This is a genomic window from Ohtaekwangia kribbensis (assembly GCF_042676245.1).
In the GTDB taxonomy this organism is placed as follows: domain Bacteria; phylum Bacteroidota; class Bacteroidia; order Cytophagales; family Cyclobacteriaceae; genus Ohtaekwangia; species Ohtaekwangia kribbensis.
Genome location: NZ_JBHTKA010000001.1, coordinates 1,057,244 through 1,078,835, shown reverse-complemented (window position 1 = coordinate 1,078,835; position 21,592 = coordinate 1,057,244). Strand labels below are relative to the sequence as shown.

At 45.2% G+C, this 21,592-nt stretch carries 15 protein-coding genes; 10 read left to right on the top strand and 5 right to left on the bottom strand.

Features of this window, described 5'->3' with window-relative positions; genetic code table 11:
• Positions 1-48 precede the first annotated feature (48 nt).
• The 4 genes from ACFQ21_RS04285 to ACFQ21_RS04270 all read right to left on the bottom strand — a co-directional run bounded on the left by ACFQ21_RS04285 (position 49) and on the right by ACFQ21_RS04270 (position 8,526).
• Positions 49-3,675 (bottom strand): M1 family aminopeptidase, encoded by a 3,627-nt coding sequence (locus ACFQ21_RS04285; protein WP_377575324.1) that lies wholly within the window; start codon positions 3,673-3,675, stop codon positions 49-51.
• 21 nt (positions 3,676-3,696) lie between these two features.
• On the bottom strand, positions 3,697-4,581 hold the full coding sequence (locus tag ACFQ21_RS04280) for an ABC transporter ATP-binding protein (RefSeq protein ID WP_377575322.1): 885 nt from the start codon (positions 4,579-4,581) through the stop codon (positions 3,697-3,699).
• Between the two features lie 204 nt (positions 4,582-4,785).
• Positions 4,786-7,578 carry a leucine--tRNA ligase gene (leuS, locus tag ACFQ21_RS04275; protein WP_377575318.1) on the bottom strand — a complete coding sequence of 931 codons (2,793 nt, stop codon included), beginning with the start codon at positions 7,576-7,578 and terminating at the stop codon, positions 4,786-4,788.
• A 72-nt stretch (positions 7,579-7,650) separates the two neighbouring features.
• The gene (locus ACFQ21_RS04270) at positions 7,651-8,526 is read right to left on the bottom strand and encodes a LysR family transcriptional regulator (protein WP_377575315.1); all 876 of its coding nucleotides are present in this window, start codon (positions 8,524-8,526) and stop codon (positions 7,651-7,653) included.
• 363 nt (positions 8,527-8,889) lie between these two features.
• Between ACFQ21_RS04270 and ACFQ21_RS04265 the strand changes: the two genes are divergently transcribed.
• The 8 genes from ACFQ21_RS04265 to ACFQ21_RS04230 all read left to right on the top strand — a co-directional run bounded on the left by ACFQ21_RS04265 (position 8,890) and on the right by ACFQ21_RS04230 (position 16,793).
• The gene (locus tag ACFQ21_RS04265) at positions 8,890-9,900 is read left to right on the top strand and encodes a zinc-dependent alcohol dehydrogenase family protein (RefSeq protein ID WP_377575312.1); all 1,011 of its coding nucleotides are present in this window, start codon (positions 8,890-8,892) and stop codon (positions 9,898-9,900) included.
• A 130-nt stretch (positions 9,901-10,030) separates the two neighbouring features.
• The gene (locus tag ACFQ21_RS04260) at positions 10,031-10,831 is read left to right on the top strand and encodes an alpha/beta hydrolase (RefSeq protein WP_377575309.1); all 801 of its coding nucleotides are present in this window, start codon (positions 10,031-10,033) and stop codon (positions 10,829-10,831) included.
• A 117-nt stretch (positions 10,832-10,948) separates the two neighbouring features.
• A complete protein-coding gene (locus ACFQ21_RS04255; RefSeq protein ID WP_377575306.1) occupies positions 10,949-13,102 on the top strand; it encodes a TonB-dependent receptor in 2,154 nt (717 codons plus the stop codon).
• Positions 13,103-13,128: 26 nt separating this feature from the next.
• Positions 13,129-13,785 (top strand): hypothetical protein, encoded by a 657-nt coding sequence (locus ACFQ21_RS04250; protein WP_377575303.1) that lies wholly within the window; start codon positions 13,129-13,131, stop codon positions 13,783-13,785.
• Between the two features lie 196 nt (positions 13,786-13,981).
• Positions 13,982-14,428 (top strand): DoxX family protein, encoded by a 447-nt coding sequence (locus tag ACFQ21_RS04245; protein ID WP_377575300.1) that lies wholly within the window; start codon positions 13,982-13,984, stop codon positions 14,426-14,428.
• Positions 14,429-14,594: 166 nt separating this feature from the next.
• Complete coding sequence (locus ACFQ21_RS04240; protein ID WP_377575298.1) at positions 14,595-15,002, top strand: hypothetical protein; 408 nt, start codon at positions 14,595-14,597, stop codon at positions 15,000-15,002.
• Positions 15,003-15,021: 19 nt separating this feature from the next.
• Positions 15,022-16,035, top strand: coding sequence for a sensor histidine kinase (locus ACFQ21_RS04235; protein ID WP_377575295.1), 1,014 nt, complete (start codon positions 15,022-15,024; stop codon positions 16,033-16,035).
• Complete coding sequence (locus ACFQ21_RS04230) at positions 16,032-16,793, top strand: LytR/AlgR family response regulator transcription factor (protein WP_377575292.1); 762 nt, start codon at positions 16,032-16,034, stop codon at positions 16,791-16,793. The genes ACFQ21_RS04235 and ACFQ21_RS04230 overlap by 4 nt, the downstream gene beginning before the upstream one ends.
• A gap of 25 nt (positions 16,794-16,818) precedes the next feature.
• Here ACFQ21_RS04230 and ACFQ21_RS04225 read toward each other — a convergent pair whose 3' ends face one another.
• Positions 16,819-17,223, bottom strand: coding sequence for a response regulator (locus ACFQ21_RS04225; protein ID WP_377575290.1), 405 nt, complete (start codon positions 17,221-17,223; stop codon positions 16,819-16,821).
• Positions 17,224-17,363: 140 nt separating this feature from the next.
• Between ACFQ21_RS04225 and ACFQ21_RS04220 the strand changes: the two genes are divergently transcribed.
• Positions 17,364-18,251 carry a hypothetical protein gene (locus ACFQ21_RS04220; protein WP_377575286.1) on the top strand — a complete coding sequence of 296 codons (888 nt, stop codon included), beginning with the start codon at positions 17,364-17,366 and terminating at the stop codon, positions 18,249-18,251.
• 106 nt (positions 18,252-18,357) lie between these two features.
• Positions 18,358-21,423, top strand: coding sequence for an ATP-binding cassette domain-containing protein (locus ACFQ21_RS04215; protein ID WP_377575283.1), 3,066 nt, complete (start codon positions 18,358-18,360; stop codon positions 21,421-21,423).
• The last annotated feature ends 169 nt before the right edge of the window (positions 21,424-21,592 follow it).

Here is a 21,592-nt window from a genome sequence, read left to right as displayed (position 1 = left end):
GTGTTTGAAGCCTGGTATCTTGTATCGTGATGTTTCCCCCCGGGGAAATTATTTGCTTTCCACGGTTTTCATATTGTCATCCGGAATGCGGTCGATCAGTTTATTGTACGGATCGATGCCGGCCTTAACCGGCTTGCCCTTCACGGTAAAGGTAAACGTATGCTCGCCTTCGTCAAGCCAGTGCTTCTTTAAATACAGCGGCACTTTCTTTACCATACCCTTTTCATTCTTGCCATCATCGGTAAAGATGCCGATGTCGATCAGGTCTTTGCCGGTGCCTTTACCGGTTTCTTTTCCAAGACCATCATAGTACAGCTTACGCGTTTGTACGGTGAGTGTGACTTTATACTCATCATCTTTCAACGGTTCCGATACTGCTTTTGTAATCCGGTTCTCGTACAACGCTATCTTTTCGAACGAGTCGTCTATGAAGTATTGCAATGAATCCGGAGTGGCCGCTTTGATATAGCTATACCATTCGCGCGATGTGGCGAACGGAGGTTTCTGGCGGAAGGCAGCCGTATCAATGAATTTACGGAACGCACCATTCAACCGCTCTTCACCAATCAGGTCTTGCAGCGCATAGAGTATAAGCGATCCTTTTTCATACCATATATACGAACGCGAATCATTCTCCAGCAGGGTGGCTTCAAACTTATCTTCGCCAGAACGACCGCGCAGGTAACGATCAAGACTATATTTTAAACGGTTCTGCATGCAGTCAACACCATACTCGTGGTGCAACACCATGAGTGACGAATATTCTGCCATCGACTCCGATATCTGGTTCGCTCCACGTGTAGCAGAAGGTGTTACCTGGTGGCCCCACCACTGGTGTGCCACTTCGTGAGCCGTAACATAAAAGGTATAGTCTGTATCATTCGGATCGCTATAGTCGGCAACCCATCCGAAGCTTTCGGTATAGGGTACTGTATTCGGAAATGACTGCGCGAAACCAGCGTAACGCGGAAACTCCAGTATACGCATCTGTTTATATTGATACGGACGGAAGTTACTTGAGAAATAATCCATCGATGCCTTCACAGAATTTACAAAGCGATCGAGGTTATAGGCATGATCAGGATGATGGTATATTTCGATGTTAACAGCTTCTCCATTTTTACCTTTCCATACATCGCGGTGTACGGCATAGCGTGCAGAGGATATATTGAAGAAAAGATCCATCTCACCATCCATTTTATAGTGGTAATACTTTCTTCCGTTCTCAACCCATTCTTTCTGAAGATAGCCGGGAGCCAGTGCGATCTGGTCTTCATCGGTGCTAACAGTGGCTTCGAACGTTACATAGTCTGCATCATCATTGAAGAGTAAATTACTCAAACCATGCGGATCGGTTTGAGGCGGAAGGGTATAGTCTTTCTTCGGCAAGCCATGCTTTTTTCGTTCTTTGTCACTGTCGAGCGGATCGCCCGGGTATCCGAACGAAGGAAATATGCTCAGGTCAAAGAAGGTACCGTTGTAAACAATTTGTCTGCCGAGACCGCTGTTTGTAAAACCTTTATAGCCAGCGTCCATCGTGATGTCCATCGTCATGGTATCGCCTGGGTGCATCGTCTTCGGCATTTTGTAAATGAAGAAGCGGTTCACTTTGTCTTCCATCAGGAGCTGGGGCTCGCTTCCATCAATCGAAAGTTTTTCAATAATGGTATGATCCACCGGACTGCTGATGTTGAGGATGAGTGAATCGATTGGCTTTGTACTTTTATTCACGATCGTAAATATACCGGAAGCTTTTGTGGTGCGATCTTTTGGGTATATATCGATGTTGACTTTTACATCGGTTACTTTCGGCTGCGCTGCGAACTCATACTTCTTGTATTTTTTTTCAAAGTCAGCACCGATGTTCCGGCTTTCCTTCGCAGTGTAGTAGTTGTTGAGTACGCTTACGTTGTAGTATATAAATATACCGCTGCCGATCCACAGCACGGTAAATATTGTGAGCGATGTAGCCGAGAGTCCGCTAAACCGTTGTTTGGCAATCTGCCAGCGTGTTACAAAGCTCGTTTCAGCTCCACGATTCCAGAAAAGGTTACCAATGACTACAAATATCGCCCCGAGACTTAGCCAGTATACATTGAACCATGTGGTGGACTTCAGAAAATGTCCAAAGCCATTCATGTCGGATATTCTGTATTCCGGAATATAGCTGTAGAAGAAAAGATTATAGTTAAGCTCGGCAAAATTACGCAGGCCGAACAACGCAACCCATATACCGATGGATACCACGTGCCCGATAAATTTATTGTTGATCAGGATGTGTACGATGAATGCGAGCATCACCAGCTGAATGTACTCTGGGAATTCGATCAGGTACAGATCGGTAAAATACATGCCGAACTCAAAATTGAAATATCCTTTTACAACCTGGTTCAGCACTCCGCAGATCACCACAAGATTTACCAATACAAAGCTGATCAAGACAAGCGAGAGAAATTTAGAGCCATATACAACCCAGTTAGGAATCGGTAAGGCATCGGCAATGTTGGAGTAATTCACGCTTTTATCGCGATGTACCACTTCACCGGTATAGAAGATTATAATGATAAAAACAAAGATGATATAGTTATAATCTTTTACCTCAAGCATGTAGTACGTTAGCGGGAGGGAAGGTGTACCAAAGATGGGCGAGCCGAACCAGCCATCCAGGAAGAGGAACAATACACCGGCCAGTAATATGGCGATAAAGTAAAAGTCTTTTATAATGTTACTGAATTCCAGTAATCCCAACCGGAACGTCTTACGGAGATATATACTTTGTGAATATACTTTCTGAACAACCGGGAGATCGGACAGCGATCGTCCTTTGCGTTCAATCTCGTCATCTTTTCTAATCTTGCCGGCAGCTACTTCGAGCATGCTGCGGAACGAGAACCGGAAGAAAGTAAAAGCAAACAAAAGCAGACTGATGCCGATCCACAGCATACGGTTCAGAAGGAAATTACCTTCCAGCGGAATCAGTCCTGTATTTTGTTCAGTAGGTGTCCAGTACTTGGTAGCGTTGATATAGGTGGTGAGTGCATACGGATCGAGTATATCTACAAGGTCTTTGTTGTCGAGATCCTGCGTAAGTGCGTTGGCGAGCAGGTACCCGATAAAGAGAATTACACTTCCTACATACGTCACTACAATTTTTCGTGTGAGTGCCACCAGTGCAAAGAACACTGTGCCTGTAAAGAACAGGTTGGGTATATTTAATACCAGCGTGTTGTAGATATAGTGATAGAGTATAAACGGACCAAAGCGCTCCGGTTCCACTTCACCCGTGGCGACACCCAGCGGCCCACCAAGCCAGGTACCAACGTGATATCCGAAGCTGATAAAAATAAGAATGACAAATGATCCGAAGAACCTGCCGAGTAAATATGATTTCTCGGTGATGGGGTAGGTAAAGAAGTAATCCTTGGTGCGGTATTCAATATCACGATATACCGGTACACCCATCACAGCAGAAGCGATCAGGGTTTCAAATATACTGAGTATGATCATGAAGTAGCCGATGGCATACGCCGAGTTTACATATACTTTCTCGGACGCAGGACTGTTTCCATATATACCGCTCACAAAAGCGAAGAGGAACAATACAAAGAAGTATGCATAGGTAGCAGGCCGTTTAAAGCGATACCTTACCTCGAAAAGAAATATTTTCCAGTACATAAAGATGTTGGTAAGGTTAGGTTAAACGGTAATGGTATCCATCTTCTCCGCTATCTTTGAGAAGTATACATCTTCCAGGCTGGCTTCCTCCGGCTTGAAATCATCTGGACGAAAATCGTTGATTATATGTATCTGTGTTTTACCTGCTTTGAGCTGGGTAGAGATTACGTTGAATGAATTACGGAAGAAGGATAGTTCGTTCTTCTCTATAATGCGGCTCCATACTTTGCCTTGCAGCGATTCAACCAGGTCGGCCGGGTGTCCTTGTGCTATAACTTCACCGAGACAAATAATAGCCATGTTGCTGCAGAGGTTTGTTACATCTTCTACAATGTGGGTGGAGAGTATAACAATAGTATTCTCACCAATCTCGCTAAGTAAATTATAGAAGCGGTTTCGCTCGGCCGGATCAAGACCTGCTGTTGGCTCATCTACAATAATAAGTTTAGGATTGCCGATGAGTGCCTGTGCAACACCAAAGCGTTGTTTCATACCACCGGAGAATGTACCGAGGTTCTTGTTACGAACATGAATGAGATTTACTTTTTCCAGCAGTGTATGTACAATTTCCTTGCGCTGTTTTTTATCTACTATACCTTTCAGATCGGCAATGTGATCGAGCATCGTTTCGGCTGTTACACGCGGATATACACCGAACTCCTGCGGAAGATAGCCGAGTACTTTTCGTACTTCATGTTTCTCGCGCAGTACATCGAGGTTGCCCAGCGTAATGGAACCACTGCTGGCCTCCTGTAATGTAGCGATAGTACGCATGAGTGAAGATTTACCGGCACCGTTAGGACCGAGCAGTCCGAACATTCCCTGGTTAATGGTAAGCGAAACGTTCTTCAAAGCCTGTACGCCATTGGCATACGTCTTCGAAAGGTTGTCAATAACAAGCTGCATGGATAAAGATTAGGTTAAGAGTTAGTTTGGTGGCGGCCAATATTTTTTAAGATAGACAGTCCACAGCAAACGTCCAACGGTTTGCATGACGATGGGGATATATTTTTGTTACAGGCTGATATTTAATTTCTGTATTTTCTGTACAAAAAAAAGAGGCTACCTTTTTACAGCAGCCTCCGGTATGTATAATTATGTGAATGGTATCTATACCACCACGTTTACAATTCTGCCGGGTACAACGATTACTTTTTTCGGAGCTTTACCTTCCGTCCATTTTTGAACGGCTTCGGACGCAACGACCAACTTCTCAATGTCTTCCTTCGGCATATCAAGGGCGAAGTTCATTTTTACACGAACCTTTCCATTGATAGAGATCGGGTATTCGAATGAACTCTCAACCAGGTACTGCTCATCAAATTTAGGGAAGCTCGCATTCAACACAGAGGTTGCATGACCGAGTTTCTCCCACAGTTCTTCCGTGATGTGTGGTGCATACGGAGAAAGTGCGATCACCAGCGGCTCCAGTATAGCGCGCTTGTTACACTTCATTGAGCTCAGTTCATTGCAGCAGATCATAAACTCACTTACCGATGTATTGAACGAGAAACGCTCGATATCTTCTTCAATCTTCCTGATGGTTTTGTGCAGGATCTTCAACTCCTCGCGCGTAGCTTCTTCATCGCTGATCACGAAGTTCTCATTCTTGTCGTGGAAGAGATTCCAGAACCTGCGCAGGAATTTATATACACCATCTATACCGTTGGTATTCCAGGGCTTCGATAATTCCAGCGGACCAAGGAACATCTCATACATACGCAGCGTATCAGCACCGTAGTTCACTACAATGTCATCCGGGTTAACCACGTTGTATTTTGACTTCGACATTTTTTCAATTTCTGTTCCGCAGATATACTTGCCATCTTCGAGTATAAATTCGGCATCGCTGAAATCATCACGCCATTTCCTGAATGCTTCTACATCCAGTACATCATTGTCTACCATGCTTACATCGGCATGCAACGGTGTTACATCGTATTGTTTACGCAAGCCATGCGACACAAACTTGTTGGTGCCGTTAACGCGGTATACAAACTTCGACATACCTTGTATATGCCCCTGGTTGATCAGCTTCTTGAAAGGTTCTTCAGCATCTACATAGCCTAAATCTTTCAGCACCTTGCACCAGAAACGCGAGTATAGCAAGTGACCTGTAGCGTGTTCGCTGCCGCCCATATACAGGTCTACATCTTTCCAGTAATCTATTTTGTTCTTGGCAGCAAACTCGTTTTCATTCTTCGGATCCATATAGCGGAACCAGTACCAGCTAGAACCAGCCCAGCCCGGCATCGTAGTCAGCTCATACGCATGGCCTTTATAGTTCCAGTCTTTGGCGCGGCCCAGTGGAGGTTCACCATTCTCAGTAGGTTTATACTGATCGATCTCCGGTAAAGTTACCGGCAGATCTTTATCGGCTACGAGCTTCGGTATTCCTTTATCGAAATATACCGGGAACGGCTCGCCCCAGTAACGTTGTCTTCCGAAGATCGCATCGCGCATCCGGAAATTTACCTTGCGTATACCTATACCAAGTTCTTCTACACGCTGCAATGCTTTTTCGATGGCTTCGTTCCATACTAATCCATTCAGAAAGTCTGAATTGATCATCGTGCCCGATTTCGGTTCGAAGTTATCTTTCGTTATATCACTGGTGGGGCCTTCCAATACATCAATGATCGGCAGGTTGAAATGTTTGGCGAATGCATAATCGCGTGTATCGCTGGATGGTACCGCCATTACAGCACCGGTACCATAGCCTGCCAATACATAGTCGGCAATCCATACCGGTACTTTTTCATGGTTGAACGGGTTGATCACATACGCACCGGTAAAGGCACCCGTAATTCTTTTTACTTCGCTCATGCGATCGCGCTCACTGCGGTTCTTCGCGATCTCTACATACTTCGTCACTTCTTCACGTTGTTCCGGTGTGGTGATCTTGTCCACAAGCTCGTGCTCCGGAGCAATCACCATGAAGCTTACGCCATATATAGTATCAATGCGCGTAGTGAATACACGAATGGACAAGTCCTGTGCAGCGTCAACTTTAAAATCAAGTTCGCAGCCAACGCTTTTACCAATCCAGTTGCGCTGCATTTCTTTTACCGGCTCGGGCCAGTCGATCGTATCCAGTCCTCTCAGCAGGCGTTCAGCGTATGCAGTAATGCGCATACTCCACTGCATCATCTTGATGCGTTCTACCGGGTAGCCACCGCGTTCGCTTACACCGTCTTTTACTTCATCGTTGGAAAGTACTGTGCCTAATGCAGCACACCAGTTTACCATGGTTTCGCTCAGGTATGCAATGCGATACTTCTGCAGAAAATCTTCTTTCGCTTTCTCGTTAAAACTTTTCCATTGTTCAGCAGTTATAGCCGGCGTATCTTCATCGGTAACAGCCACTATATTTTTATTGCCGTTCTTTTCCAGTTCAGCGATCAGTGCAGTGATGGGTTCTGCTTTTCCTTCAGCGCCAGCTTTTTTATTATACCATGCGTTGAACAATTGCGAGAAGATCCACTGTGTCCATTTATAGTATGCCGGATCCGATGTTTGCACTTCGCGATCCCAGTCGTACGAAAATCCGATCTGGCGTAACTGGCGTTTATAGGTCTCTATATTTTTAGCCGTTGTAACAGCAGGATGCTGCCCGGTTTGTATAGCATATTGTTCAGCAGGCAACCCGAAAGCATCGAAGCCCATCGGGTGCAATACATTAAATCCTTTTATGCGCTTGTAGCGAGAAACAATATCGGAGGCAATATACCCGAGGGGGTGTCCAACGTGGAGGCCGGCTCCGGAAGGGTAGGGGAACATATCGAGTACATAATATTTAGGTTTGGAAGTATCATCCTTTACCTTGTAAATACCCTCAGCGGCCCATTTATCCTGCCACTTCTTTTCAATGCGTTTGATCTCGTCTTTGCTGTAATCGGCCATGTTGTAGTTCGTTCTGTTAGGCGAACGGCAAAAATAAGCCTTTTGTGAAAATTACCGGCCTGAATGAAAGGCTTACTGCATACTTTTTTGAAAGGCTTCGATCATGGTTTTCAGCGCCTTATTGCTTTTATTCCGCTTTCGCAGCATGCCTACGGAAACAGGTTTGAGCGAATCGAGCGGACGGAACGAAACATGCGGATACTCTTCCTGCAGGGAAGCCGGGGCAAAGGTTAGTCCGAGTCCCTGGTGAACAAGCAGCACACGCGTGCGCGGAGATGACAGTTCGCTGACGATAACAGGCTCGCGATCGTTCCACTTCAATTGTTGCATAACGGCATCGTGAAGCCAGGGCTGGTCCTGGCGTTTGTATAAAATGAACGGCTGATCCTGCAGATCTTCGCGCGATAATGTTTTACGTTTTGCTAAAGCATGATCAGCCGGCAATACAACATGATATTCTTCCTCGGTGATAGCAGTCCATTCAAGAGCGTCATCCTGTACCGGACCAAACACTAATGCGAGGTCGAGCTGGTTTTCTTTTACCTGTTGTATCAGCGTGGAAGTGCAATGTTCGGTAAACGTTACCTGCATCTCCGGGTATACCTGCTGAAACTGTTGTATCGTTTGGGCTATACGCAGCGGACGTATACCGGGCACAAGTCCCATCGCTAATTTACCAGCTTTCTTCTCGCGTATCGCGCGGATGCGTTCTTCGGCTTCTTCAACCTTCTCGAATATTTCAAGTGTATATTGATAGAGTAATTTTCCGGCATCGGTAAGTTCATTGCCTTGCTTGAGCCGGTGAAACAAAGGTATACCAAGCGATTCTTCCAGCTCTTTGATCTGCTGACTCAGCGGAGGCTGCGATATATTCAGTCGCGCAGCCGCCTTGCGAAAGTTCAACTCCTCTGCCAATACTTTAAAATAACGAAGATGCTTGAGTTCCATTCTTTTTTCAGATCAATGCGATAGGAATTACGAATTACAAAGATAGCATTGTCGCGACCAGTACTGCGTTCTTTGTAAAAGGTTCTAGCTACCAGCTGCGAGCTTCCAGGGTGTTACTGCTTAACGAGATGTTACCGCTCCCTGGCTAAGTTGAAGTAAAAATAGAATATATACTTAGATAATTGTGTAACATCTCAAACACACCCACTTACCAAACTCACACGTCTGGAAGCTAGTAGCCCGCAGCTTAGACGGCACTCCAAACACACCCTCTCCCAACCCCACACCTCTGGCAGCTAGCAGCTCACAGTTTTTTAAAAAAGCCTGCGCTATTGCAATCAGGCAGTCATCAACTTAATAAATATGAAGTCATTACAACTAAAATTCCCCGGTTCGTTAGAAGGTATCCAATGGACTGACGCTGCTGCTCCTGTTGTAGGAGAGTATGATGTTTTGGTGCGCGTGAAAGCGACATCGCTTAATTATCGTGATTATGCTTTTATTATCGGAAAGTATCCGGTGGTAAAGCCGCTGCCTGTGGTGTTGGGCTCGGATGCGGCTGGTATTGTTGAACGTGTGGGTAGTAAAGTTACGCGCTTTGTACCGGGCGATCGCGTGATCAGTTTACTGCGACAACGCTGGTATGGCGGTAAGCTGGATGCTTTCAAAGCTTCGCTTCAGTTGGGGGCATCGGTAGATGGTGTCTTTACCGAATATATATCGTTCCATGAACAAAGTATAGCCAAGGCACCTTCAACATTGTCGTTTGAGGAAGCGGCTACGGTGCCAACGGCCGGGCTAACAGCTTTTCGTGTGTTGACGCAGTCGGGTATACAGGCGGGCGATACGGTGCTTATTCAGGGTACGGGCGGTGTGTCGCTATATGCACTGCAGCTTGCCAAGCGCATGGGACTGCGCACGATTGTAACCACCGGTAAAAAAGACAATGAAGAGTTTTTGAGACAGCTTGGCGCGGATGTGATTGTCAACTATAAACTACATCCGCATTGGTCACAGCAGGTATTGGAATTGACGCATAGCCGCGGGGTTGACCTGGTGATCGATGTGGCCGGTGGTTCATCGGTACAGGAATCAATTCATGCAACGGCTGTCAATGGGGAAGTGGCGCTGATCGGATTCCTGGAAGACACCAAAACAGCGATCGACCTGGTGAGTGTGATTCGCAGAAATATACGGTTGCAGGCCTATACTACCGGAAGCCGCGAAGACCTGGAACAGTTTGTAAAGTTCCTCGAAGTAAATCCGGTTCGGCCGGTTATTGCCGGGGTATATGACGATTATTATACCGCGTTCAAAGTCTTTGAAGGCAATAAAACTCCCGGAAAGATCATTGTACGCACGCCCGGGGTATAAATTTCGGTAACGGTTCATTACAGTTGGTCGGGCATGTTCTACAGTTCAGTAAGGTCTTTTTGAGGATGTGGGAACGGAAGTGAATTTTTGACTCATGATTCACACAAACCCAAATAAAAACACATCCTATATGAAATCATTCTCTTTACTTCTGCTGGTAACATTCCTGACCATTTCTTTTGCAAACGCTCAGTTCGATGACAAATTCTATTTCCCGGTAAAGGCGTGGAAGCCGATGGAAGGTATTGCGTTCGAAGAAGTCAGCATCAAGACAGATACCGTTACACTCAATGGTATATTTTTGAAACCAACCGGCAAACCGAAAGCAACCGTGCTGTTCTTTCACGGAGCCGGTGGTAATGTCTCAACCTATACATTCATGACCAAGCCACTGGTTGATCGCGGCTTCCAGGTATTCATGATCGACTTCCGCGGCTATGGTAAATCTACCGGCAAACCTACGCACATCAATGTTGCTCAGGACGGACAGGTTGTATTTGATTACCTCATCAATCGTAAGGATGTAAAGAATACTAAACTCATCGTATTCGGAGCTTCGTTAGGTTCGCAGATCGCTACCAAGATCGCGAAAGACAATCAGTCAAAAGTAAATGCATTGGTGCTGGAAGGTTCACTCAGTTCATTCACCGATATAGCATTGCTATATGCTCCGGAGGAACAACATGCTGTGATCAAACAATACCTCGTGTCGCCTTATGCAGCGAAAGAAGACGTGAAGGCTTTAACCAACATGCCGAAGCTGATCGTGCACAGCAAAGAAGATAAAGAAGCACCCATCGTTGGCAGTGAAATAATCTATAACAATGCGGTTGGCCAGAAAGAGTTCTGGACATTTGAAGGACAACACCTGGGCGGTATGAAGGCTGATGCCAATACCTATATCACCAAAATCGAAGCACTCGTAAAATAAAAGCAAAAAATTCAGGATGGGCTTTCTACAGTTCATCCTGATCTCCTTACAGTTCAGTAACTCCTTTTTTCAAAGGACTATTCTTTCCAGAATCTTTACAGCATAATCCTCTCAACGATGAAACTATTCTACTCCGCTTTTCTCGCATGCACACTGGTAACGGGCTATAGCCAGACCCGCATCTCCGGTAAGATAACAGACGAACGCGGTGTCGCTGTACCGCTGGCCAACATTGTACTCGTAGATACTTACGATGGTACTACCTCTGACACCGAAGGCAACTTTGAATTCACCACCACAGAAACCGGCACCAAAATATTGCTGGTGAAATTTATAGGCTACAAAGATTTTCAGCGTGAAGTTGTGCTGGAAGGAAAGCCGGTAAACATAGCAGTGCCACTCGAAGAAATGATCAACGAACTCGAAGCCGTGATGATTACAGCCGGTGCTTTTGCAGCAAGCGATGAGTCGCGAAGAACCGTTTTCAAAGCGCTGGATATAGCGACCACTGCCGGTGCAACAGCCGATATAGCAGGTGCACTGAATACATTGCCCGGTACACAAAAAGTAGGGGAGAGCGGCAGACTCTTTGTACGCGGTGGTGATGGCAACGAAGCAAAGACCTTTATTGATGGTATGATTGTGCTGGATGCGTATAGTCCTTCTGCACCGAATACACCGTCACGCGGTCGCTTTCTTCCTTTCATGTTTAAAGGTACAAGCTTCAGCACCGGTGGATATTCTGCCGAGTACGGTCAGGCACTTTCTTCTGCACTTGTACTCGATTCAAAAGATCAATCAGAAATGACGCGTACAGATATAGGTATACTTTCGGTGGGTGGCGATGTAGCACACACACAGGCCTGGTCAGGCGGATCCATCATTGGTAAAATTCAATACACCAACATCCGTCCGTATTTCGGTTTGATCAATCAGGAAGTAGACTGGGAAAAAGCTCCGGTATCGCTGGAGGGCAGCAGTGCGTTTCGTCAGCAGATCGGTAAAGATGGCATGCTGAAAGTATACGGTAACTTTAATCACACAAACTACTCCCTTTACCAGCACAGCATCGATGACTATAATTCAAAATTCCTGTACGAGTTAACGAATAACTACCGCTACCTCAATGGTTTTTACAAGCAGTCTTTGAATGATAAGTGGATGGTACGCGGAGGTGTTTCCTATACCTATCAGCAAAATGACGCTTTCGCGGATCACGATAATATTGTTGAGACTGAAAAAGGTATACATGCCAAAACAGTGTTTGAAGGATCGCTCTCCGATAAAGTGGAGTTGAAGACCGGTGTTGAAGTATTGCAGCGTTCGTACGATCAGGAGTACATCATCAGTGATGGTGATGATTATGCACGCTCGTTCGATGAAACGATTGCCGGAGGTTTCGCGGAGGCCGATCTGTATACCAGCAATAAATTTGTAACACGTGCCGGTGCCCGCTTGGAGTATAATGACCTGATGAATCAGTTCTCGGTAGATCCGCGCATTTCACTGGCCTATAAAACCGGAACGTATAGCCAGGTATCATTTGCCTATGGTAAATTCCGCCAGACCGCGAAGAACGAGCTCGTGCGCATAAACCCTACGTTAGATCCTGAAAAAGCTGAACACTTTATTCTGAACTACCAGCGCATTGAAAACAACCGTACGTTCCGCGTTGAGACTTACTACAAGAAATATAGCGACCTGGTAAAATACGAGAACGGAAACGCTGCTGCAGTAAACAATGCAGGTTCTGGCTATGCGAAAGGTATAGAGTTGTTCTGGCGCGATAACCGCTCCCTGCGCAATACCGACTACTGGATTTCGTACTCGTTCCTGGATACCAAACGCAATTACCTGAACTATCCATACCGCTCAACACCAACATTTGCTTCGAAACACAACTTCTCGGTAGTATATAAATATTTTGTGCAGTCCATTAAGAGTCAGTTGGGCTTTACCTACTCCTATACTTCAGGTCGCCCGTATAACAACCCTAATGCTGATAAATTCAATGGTGGTAAAACACCGGCTTACAGCGATCTGAGTTTTAACTGGAGCTACTTGCCAAAGCCATACCTGATCGTTTACCTGTCGTGTACCAACCTGCTGGGGCGTGATAATATTTTCGGCTACGAATATAGCACACAGCAAAATGCAGAAGGTATATATAACGGCAGACCGATCCGCCAGGCAGCACCGCGATTTCTTTTCGTAGGTATATTCATCACTTTGTCAAAAGATAAATCTGTAAACCAGTTACCAAGTCTATAAATCGTAAACCTTAAACACATATATACATGAAAACATTAAACATCATTCCTTTCCTGATCGCTGTGGTGATCGTATCTGTATCCAACCTCGTATTTGCCAATGACAGCAAGTACATGGAAGCGATGCAAAAGAATATACACAGTGTTTATACAGCACAGTCTATTGCAGACCTCCAGACCGCTGTCAATACTTTTGAACGTATCGGTGCAGCCGAGAAAACAAAATGGGAACCATTCTATTATGCATCGTTCGGGTATATTATGATGAGCACAAAAGAAAAGGAAGCAGCTAAAAAAGATGCATACCTCGACTTGGCAACAACATCATTGAACAAAGCGAAAGAAATTCTTCCCAACGATTCAGAAATAATTGCGATGGAAGGCTTCATCAACATGATCCGTGTTTCGGTAGACCCTGCTTCCCGCGGACCACAATATGCAGCGCTCACCATGCAAACCCTGAACAAAGCTATAGCGATCGATGGCAACAACCCGCGTGCGTTAGCATTGCTGGCACAAATGCAATTGGGTATTGCACAGTTTTCCGGTTTATCGACAGCCGAAGCATGCGCTACAACCGATCGCTCCCTCGAAAAATTTGCTACCTTCAAATCAGACAACCCGCTGGCACCACAATGGGGACAGCAGATGGCGGAAGGAATGAAGAGTAAATGTCAGAAATAGCTTCGAGCTATGAGCCCTGAGCCACGAGAGGAAAAAGCCACAGGCTTCTGGCTGCCAGCTGCTGATAGATTATGTTGCTGACTGCTACATAGTAAGTACACATCAACGAATTACAGTCAACAGCCGTAGCCTTTAACTCGCAGCTCAAAGCTCGCAACTTAAAAAAGTACTACTAATAAAGATAAATCTCCATGCTATGGCGCCTCTGTTTGTGTTGATTGGTTCGTTTGGATTGTTCTGGTTTGTTAACCGGTTTGTGTTGAAAGAAAAGCATTCGGCTAGTTTCATGGGGCGTGTGGCCCTGGCGTTGATGTTGCTCATGACGGGATCGGCACATTTCTTCAAGACGGATGTAATGGTACAGTCTATGCCCGATATACTTCCCTATAAAACGGAGTTGGTATATTTCACTGGTATAGTGGAACTGCTCGCTGCCATCGCACTGCTGTTCGATCGCATCGCGAAACTAACCGGTATACTTCTCATTGTATTCTTTATATGTATACTTCCCGCCAACATCATAGGCTCACTCAAACACGTAGAACTGGGCGGCATGGAAAACGGACCGATGTACCTGGTGTTTCGCATTCCTCTCCAGGTGTTTTTTATCGGGTGGGCGTATTGGTTTTCGGTGAGACATTGAGTAAGTAGCTGCTAGCTGCTAGTAGATGTCGGTGAGGTTTAACTTGTAACTATAAATATAATTTTCATAATGGCAGCGGGCGCTGCAGTAACGTCTCGCAGCTCAAAGCTCGAAACTTCTAAGTAAAGTTCGCAGCTTTTCTTGCAGCCAGTAACCAATTTAGCGTATGACAGTCGAATCAAAACTCATGTGTGGAATTATACTGATCACGATTCCGTCTATTGAATATGGCGGGTATTTTTTGTTGATGGTATTGTCGGGTAAGTTTACCAAAATTGAATTCAATGCTTTCCAGAAGTCCATGTTCAGGGCAGGGCATGCGCATGCCGGTGTTATTGTTATTCTGTCGCTGGTATGCCAGTTGCTCGCAGATCACGTAGCCCTACCGTTGGGTGCTACGTGGTTTGTGCGGGCTTCAATTCCGGCATCCGCGTTGCTTATCTCCGGAGGATTTTTCTTTTCATCGATGAGTCCCAATGCAACCCGTCCGAGTAAACTTGTAGCATTAATTTATACCGGTGCATTGCTATTGGCAGCCGGGCTTATTACGTTAGGGGTTGGATTACTCATATAAAGCACAAGGACTATAGCGTATGGCCATCGACCGGAGTCTGGTTATTAAGGAAATGAAGAGTGTTTTCGTTCTGATCATTCTCGGGATGCTGTTTGCATGGTCGGGACTGGGATGTAACGAATGTACTTTTAATTCGCCTCGCTTCTGGAAGATAGGCTCGCTCAATGCCCTGATGTGGGTCGCGCTCTGGAAAGGTAATTCATACCTGGCCAATTTTATTTCCTGGAAATGGCCGTGGATCAAATTTCCGATGAAGCGCTTCATCATCGGGCTCATCGTTACCATTGTATACTCGCTCGCGGCCATGTATGGCATCATCGCTTTATACTCGTGGAGTCTGCAGGTAGCGATCAACTATAGCACGGGGTATTCTATTCTTATTACGATCATCATTTCCCTGTTTATGCACGGAAGAGAATTTTTAATTAACTGGCGGCAGGTCGCGATCGATGCAGAACGCCTTCAGAAAGAAAATATAGCGGCTCATTACGAGAGTCTCAAAAGTCAGATCAATCCGCATTTCCTCTTTAATACATTAAACGTTTTAACCAACGTGGTATACGAAGATCAGGATAAAGCTGCCAAGTTCATCAAGCAGTTATCCGAAGTATACCGGTATGTATTGGACACACGCGATCGCGAGGTGGTAACGCTGGACGAAGAGTTGAAATTCCTGATGTCTTATTTATACCTGCAGCAAATCCGTTTCGGGGACAAACTGAAATTGAATATTCAACTGGAAGGCGTGAAGAGTATGGTGGCTCCGCTCGTGGTACAGATGCTTATTGAAAATGCCATCAAGCATAATATAGTATCGGAAGAAAACCCGCTGGAGATCCACGTATATACGATGGATAATTTTATAGTGGTGGAAAATAACCTGCAGAAGAAAATGGTATTTAGCGAAGAGTCAACCGGTATTGGTTTGGAAAACATCTGCAAGCGCTATGAGTTTCTCAGTAACACCCCGGTAGAAATTATTCAAAACGATAAGTTTATAGTAAAGCTTCCTGTTATTCCTGTTCACGCATGAATGTATTGATTATAGAAGATGAGCCGATGGCGGCACAACGGCTGGAGAACCTGGTAAAAAGTCTCGAACCTGCCGTTAATATTCTGAATAAGATAGATACGGTTAAGCGTGCCGTGTTGTGGCTGAAAGACAACCCCGTTCCTGATCTTATCTTCATGGATATACAACTGGCCGATGGTATCAGTTTTATGATCTTCGAGCAATGTACTATCAAGTCGCCTGTGATCTTTACTACTGCGTATGATGAGTATGCACTCAAGGCATTTAAGGTCAACAGTATTGACTATATCCTGAAGCCGGTTGATAAAGACGAACTGGCCGGAGCACTCACCAAGTTCAGGGCGCTTACCCGCCAGGAGCCGGAGACAAACGTGTTGCTGAGCAACATCGAGCAGACTATACAGATGCTCACCAAAAAACATAAGTCGCGGTTCGTTATTAAAGTAGGGGAGCATCTCAAGACCGTGGAGGTTGAAAATATACTCTATTTCTTCAGTCAGGATAAGACAACGTTTTGCTGCACGACCGACAACCGGAACCTGATTCTCGATTATACCTTGGAGCAACTCGAAGAGATGGTAGACCCCGCACGTTTTTTCCGGATCAACCGAAAGTATCTTATCGCTGCCACGGCCATGCAGGACATTATCAGCTATACCAACAGCCGGCTAAAGTTATTGTTGAAAGGATCGCAGGATCAAGACATTATTGTAGCACGCGAGCGTGTGCAGGAATTTAAAGACTGGCTGGACCGATAAGAAAAATAGCGGGGGAGATATACTGTTAATTTTGGTTGATGATCTTCTTAAGATCTTCTATATCAGCTTGTTTGAGAGGCTTGGTGATATACTGAATAACATTTTTATTCTCGAATACGAGGTCACGGTCTTTAATGTTATTCGAGCTGGTGAGCACCACAATGCGCGACTTGGAAGTGACCTTTTCAGGGAGGTCCATAAATGTTTTCAGGAAAGAGAAGCCGTCTGTTTCAGGCATGTTCAGGTCAAGGAAGATAATGTCCGGGGCAGGTTCACCGTTGATGTTCTTGAGCCAGTCGAGGGCTTCGTTGGCTGACTTGTAAAGTACCAACTGGTTTGAGAAGTTGTACACTTCCAGGAACCTGCGCTGGATGAAGAGATCTATATCGCTGTCATCAATCAGGAGTGTCTTGTCAACCAATCTGGCCATAACATTTTTTAGAATGTGCATTACTAAATTTAATAAAAAGTAACCGAAGGCAGAAAAAATTACCCGCTATCCTTCAAAATTAATTTTCATACACATGAAAAATGTGTTAAACTTGGAACTCAAAACCTAAGCTTCACACTATGAAATTGAATCGTCTTACTAACTTCTGTGTATGTGTTGTGCTGGCCGCAGGGTTAGCTTCATGCGGATCTTCTACCAGCGATAAAGACAAAAACGCTGCTGATTTTCAGTCGGCTGACAGTCTGAAACAACAAATCGAAGAAGTAGTTTACAATATACCTTCTCCATCCGAAATACCTTACCTGTTACAAGCTACCGGTGCTGAATTCAATGAGAGTCTCATCAATTCACGTACAAAAGTTGATCAGTATGCTTCACGCACAGACAAGGCTGCATTAAACCTTGGTGTTTATGCTGCTGATATCGGGTACCTGGCTTCTTATGAAAAAACACAGGAGGCGATCGATTACCTGAATGCCTGCAAAACACTGGCAGATAACCTGGGTGTGATCGGTTCATTCGATGTTGAGATCCTGAAGAGATTCGAGACGAACATCGGTAACAAAGATTCATTAACGCATTTACTGGATGCTGCTATCAAGAAGACTGAGAACTTCCTGAAAGATGATAGCCGTAACAAACTGTCGTCACTGGTAGTAGCCGGTAGCTTCATCGAAGGCCTCTATATTTCAACCGGTCTTATCAAAACATATCCGAAGAACCTGTTGCCGGAAGATAACCGTAACCAGGTACTTACTCCGCTGATGCGCATTATACTTCAGCAGAAAAAATCAGTAAGTGAATTGCTGAAGATGTTGCAAACTGTTGAACAGACTGAGCCTGTAACAACTTTGGTTGGTGATCTTACTGCACTTGAAAAAGCATACGCTGCCTTGAACATTGAAGAGCAAATCAAAAACAACCGCGGTGACCTCGTGTTGTCTGACAAGAACCTCGAAGAAATTACAAAGGTGGTTGAGAAGATGCGTAAAAATATAACTGAATAAACTGTAAAAGTTTATGTAAGAAGAATACAAAGGGACTGGTTCAAGCCAGTCCTTTTCTTTTGGTGCCTGTCTTTCGATTATATTTAGAATCATGTAATTCAGTTTTATGAGTGAACCTCTACTTAAAGCCATTCTGCGGTTGTTCGCGGTAGTTGCTAAAGAAGATCAAGTTACCCACCAGGAGCGTGAACAGATCCGGAAGTTTTTGCAGGATCACCTCAGTCGTTCGGCTGTTGATACCTATGTAAAAAAGTTTGATGGCTATGTAGAAGCGTTGCCTGCAACGGGTGAGCTAGGCGTAGAACTGCAGCGCATCGAAAAGCTTTGTTCGGAAGTAAACCAGGAGCTTACGCAGAAACAGAAAGTAGTTATCCTGCTGGAGCTTCTCACCATTGTGCATGCTGATGAACAGATTACCCCGCGCGAAGAGGAACTCGTTAATGCCATTGGTGCAAACCTGAAAATATCACAGAACGAGATCGAAGCGATCAAGGTATTTGTAGACGGTAAAAATGCTGCTGCGCTGGACCACGACCATATCCTGATCATTGATGCCATGCCGGAAGGCTCGCTGAAGAAGGCGCATCACATCCAGCGTTCCGAGCTGCACGGATTTATAGCGATAGTATATATCGAGCAGGCTGAAATATACTTTATCAAATACCATGGCGGTTCAGATGTATACCTGAACGGTGTGCCGGTAAAGAGCGGCAAGATCGGTGTGCTGGGTGTAGGCAGTATGCTGCGCTGGGACAAAGATGAACCGGTATATTACGGAGACCTGCTGAACCGCTTCAAGAAGTTTGGTGATTTTCCACGACTATCGTTCGAAGGGAAAGGCATTAGCTTCAAATTCAAGAACGGAAGGTTAGGACTGCGTGATGTACATTTAGCAGAAGAGTCGGGTAATCTTATCGCGTTGATGGGCGCGAGCGGTGCCGGTAAATCGACTTTGTTGCATGTGTTGAACGGATCGGAGAAACCGTCACAAGGACAGGTGCTCATCAATGGTCTGGATATACATAACAACCCACAGGCTATAGAAGGTGTGATCGGTTTTGTACCGCAGGACGATCTGTTGATTGAAGACCTCACGGTATATGAAAATATGTACTATGCCGCGAAGTTGTGCTTCAGCAATAAAGCAGAAGACGAGATTAACAAGCTGGTGATGAAAGTACTCGAAGATCTTGGACTGGAAGAAACCAAAGATCTGAAGGTGGGCTCTCCGTTGCGTAAAACCATCAGCGGTGGTCAGCGCAAGCGACTGAATATAGGACTTGAATTATTGCGTGAGCCCGCGGTGCTGTTTTGTGATGAACCGACAAGTGGTCTTTCGTCACGCGACTCGGAAAATATCATCGATCTGCTCAAAGAACTTTCGTTGAAAGGCAAGCTTGTGTTTGCTGTAATTCACCAGCCGTCATCGGATATCTTCAAGATGTTTGATAAACTTCTTATACTCGATACCGGTGGCTACCAGATATACTATGGTAACCCGGTTGACGCTGTGGTGTATTTCAAGAAGAGTATAAATCTGGTGAACAGTGAAGAAGGTGAGTGCCACGACTGCGGCAATGTAAACCCGGAGCAGATCTTCAACATCATTGAAACGAAGGTGATCAATGAGTACGGACATTTCACAAATGAACGGAAGATCTCGGCCGAGCAGTGGAATGCTATCTATAAACAAAATTACCGTCCGTTTGCCGTGGAGACTTCGAGCGAAGTGCCGCATTCGACTTTGCGTATACCCACCCGGTTGAAGCAGGCGCATTTGTTTTCGCTGCGCGATATACAGGCCAAGATTCACAATCGCCAGTATATGATTATCAATTTGCTGGAGGCACCGGTGCTGGCTTTTATACTGGCGTTCATCGTGCGCTATTACAACGTGGATGATTCTGTAAATATAGGCTATGTATTCGGCAAGAACCTGAATATACCCGCGTACCTGTTTATGAGTGTTATTGTTGCACTCTTTATGGGATTAACGGTGAGTGCCGAAGAGATTATTCGCGATCGCAAGATTTTGAAGCGCGAAGCCTTTCTGCACCTGAGCCGCAGCAGCTATATCCTGTCTAAAATATCCATCTTGTTTATACTCTCCGCTATACAGACGTTTACGTTTGTGCTGGTGGGAAATTATGTGTTGGAGATACAAGGGATGTTGTTCCATCACTGGTTTATACTCTTTACAACGTCATGTTTTGCAAACCTGCTGGGACTGAATATATCCTCCGGTTTTAACTCCGCTGTTACGATCTATATATTGATTCCACTGCTGCTTATTCCACAGTTGATTCTGAGTGGCGTGGTAGTGAAGTTTGATAAACTGAATCCTGCGATTGGTAATACTGCAACCGTACCGCTGGTAGGGGACCTGATGGCTTCACGCTGGGCCTTCGAAGCAGCCATGGTGTCGCAGTTTAAGGACAACAGCTTCGAACGCGAATTCTATCGGTTTGACAAAGCGATGGCTAATGCAGACTATAAGAAAGTATATTTGATACCGGAGATAGAGAGCAGACTCCAGCATACCATCAACAATTATAAATCAACCGATCCGCAGGTACGAAGCAAAGTGGAGAACAACATGGTGTTGATGCAAAGCGAGATCAAGCGTGAACTCGAAGAGACCGGACAAACGCTGCCCGCGCTGGATAATCTAACCCTGGCTAAATTTGATTCTGCTGTGTACACCGCTATATCTGACTACCTGGTAAATCTGAAGCGATACTATATCAAACGGTATAACACAGCGGATGAACAGCGTGAGAGGAAGATATTCAATTATACCAGCACTCCGGAAAAAGAAGACGCTTTCAGCCGTTACCGCGAAGCGTATCATAACGATGCCATTACCGAACTGGTAAAGAATACATCGGAGACACACCGTATCATTGAGCAGGATGGTAAGCTGATCCAGAAGATATACCCGGTTTACAAAGAGCCGAACCCGGAGCACGCGATTGATTTCAACGCGCAGTTCTACATGCCGCAGAAACATTTTCTGAATCGTAACATCGACACATTCTTTTTCAATACCGGAGTGATCTGGTCCATGTCGCTCACGCTGGCACTGATGCTATATTTCGATGTGCTGCGCAGGGTTATCGATGGCATCAGTAATATTTCCAATCCATTGTACAGGCGAAATCCTAAATCCTGAAACGCAACGTTCAGGGCATCCCATAAAGTAATAGCGACCAGAACCGGTCGCTATTTTTTTTGCATCCGGGTAAAAATACCTGTTTTTGAAATCAGGTAATTATGCTCTGTATCCCGCCATGCTTTTCAAACATCTTTGATCTATCAAAAGCTTTTGACCGAAAGGCGCA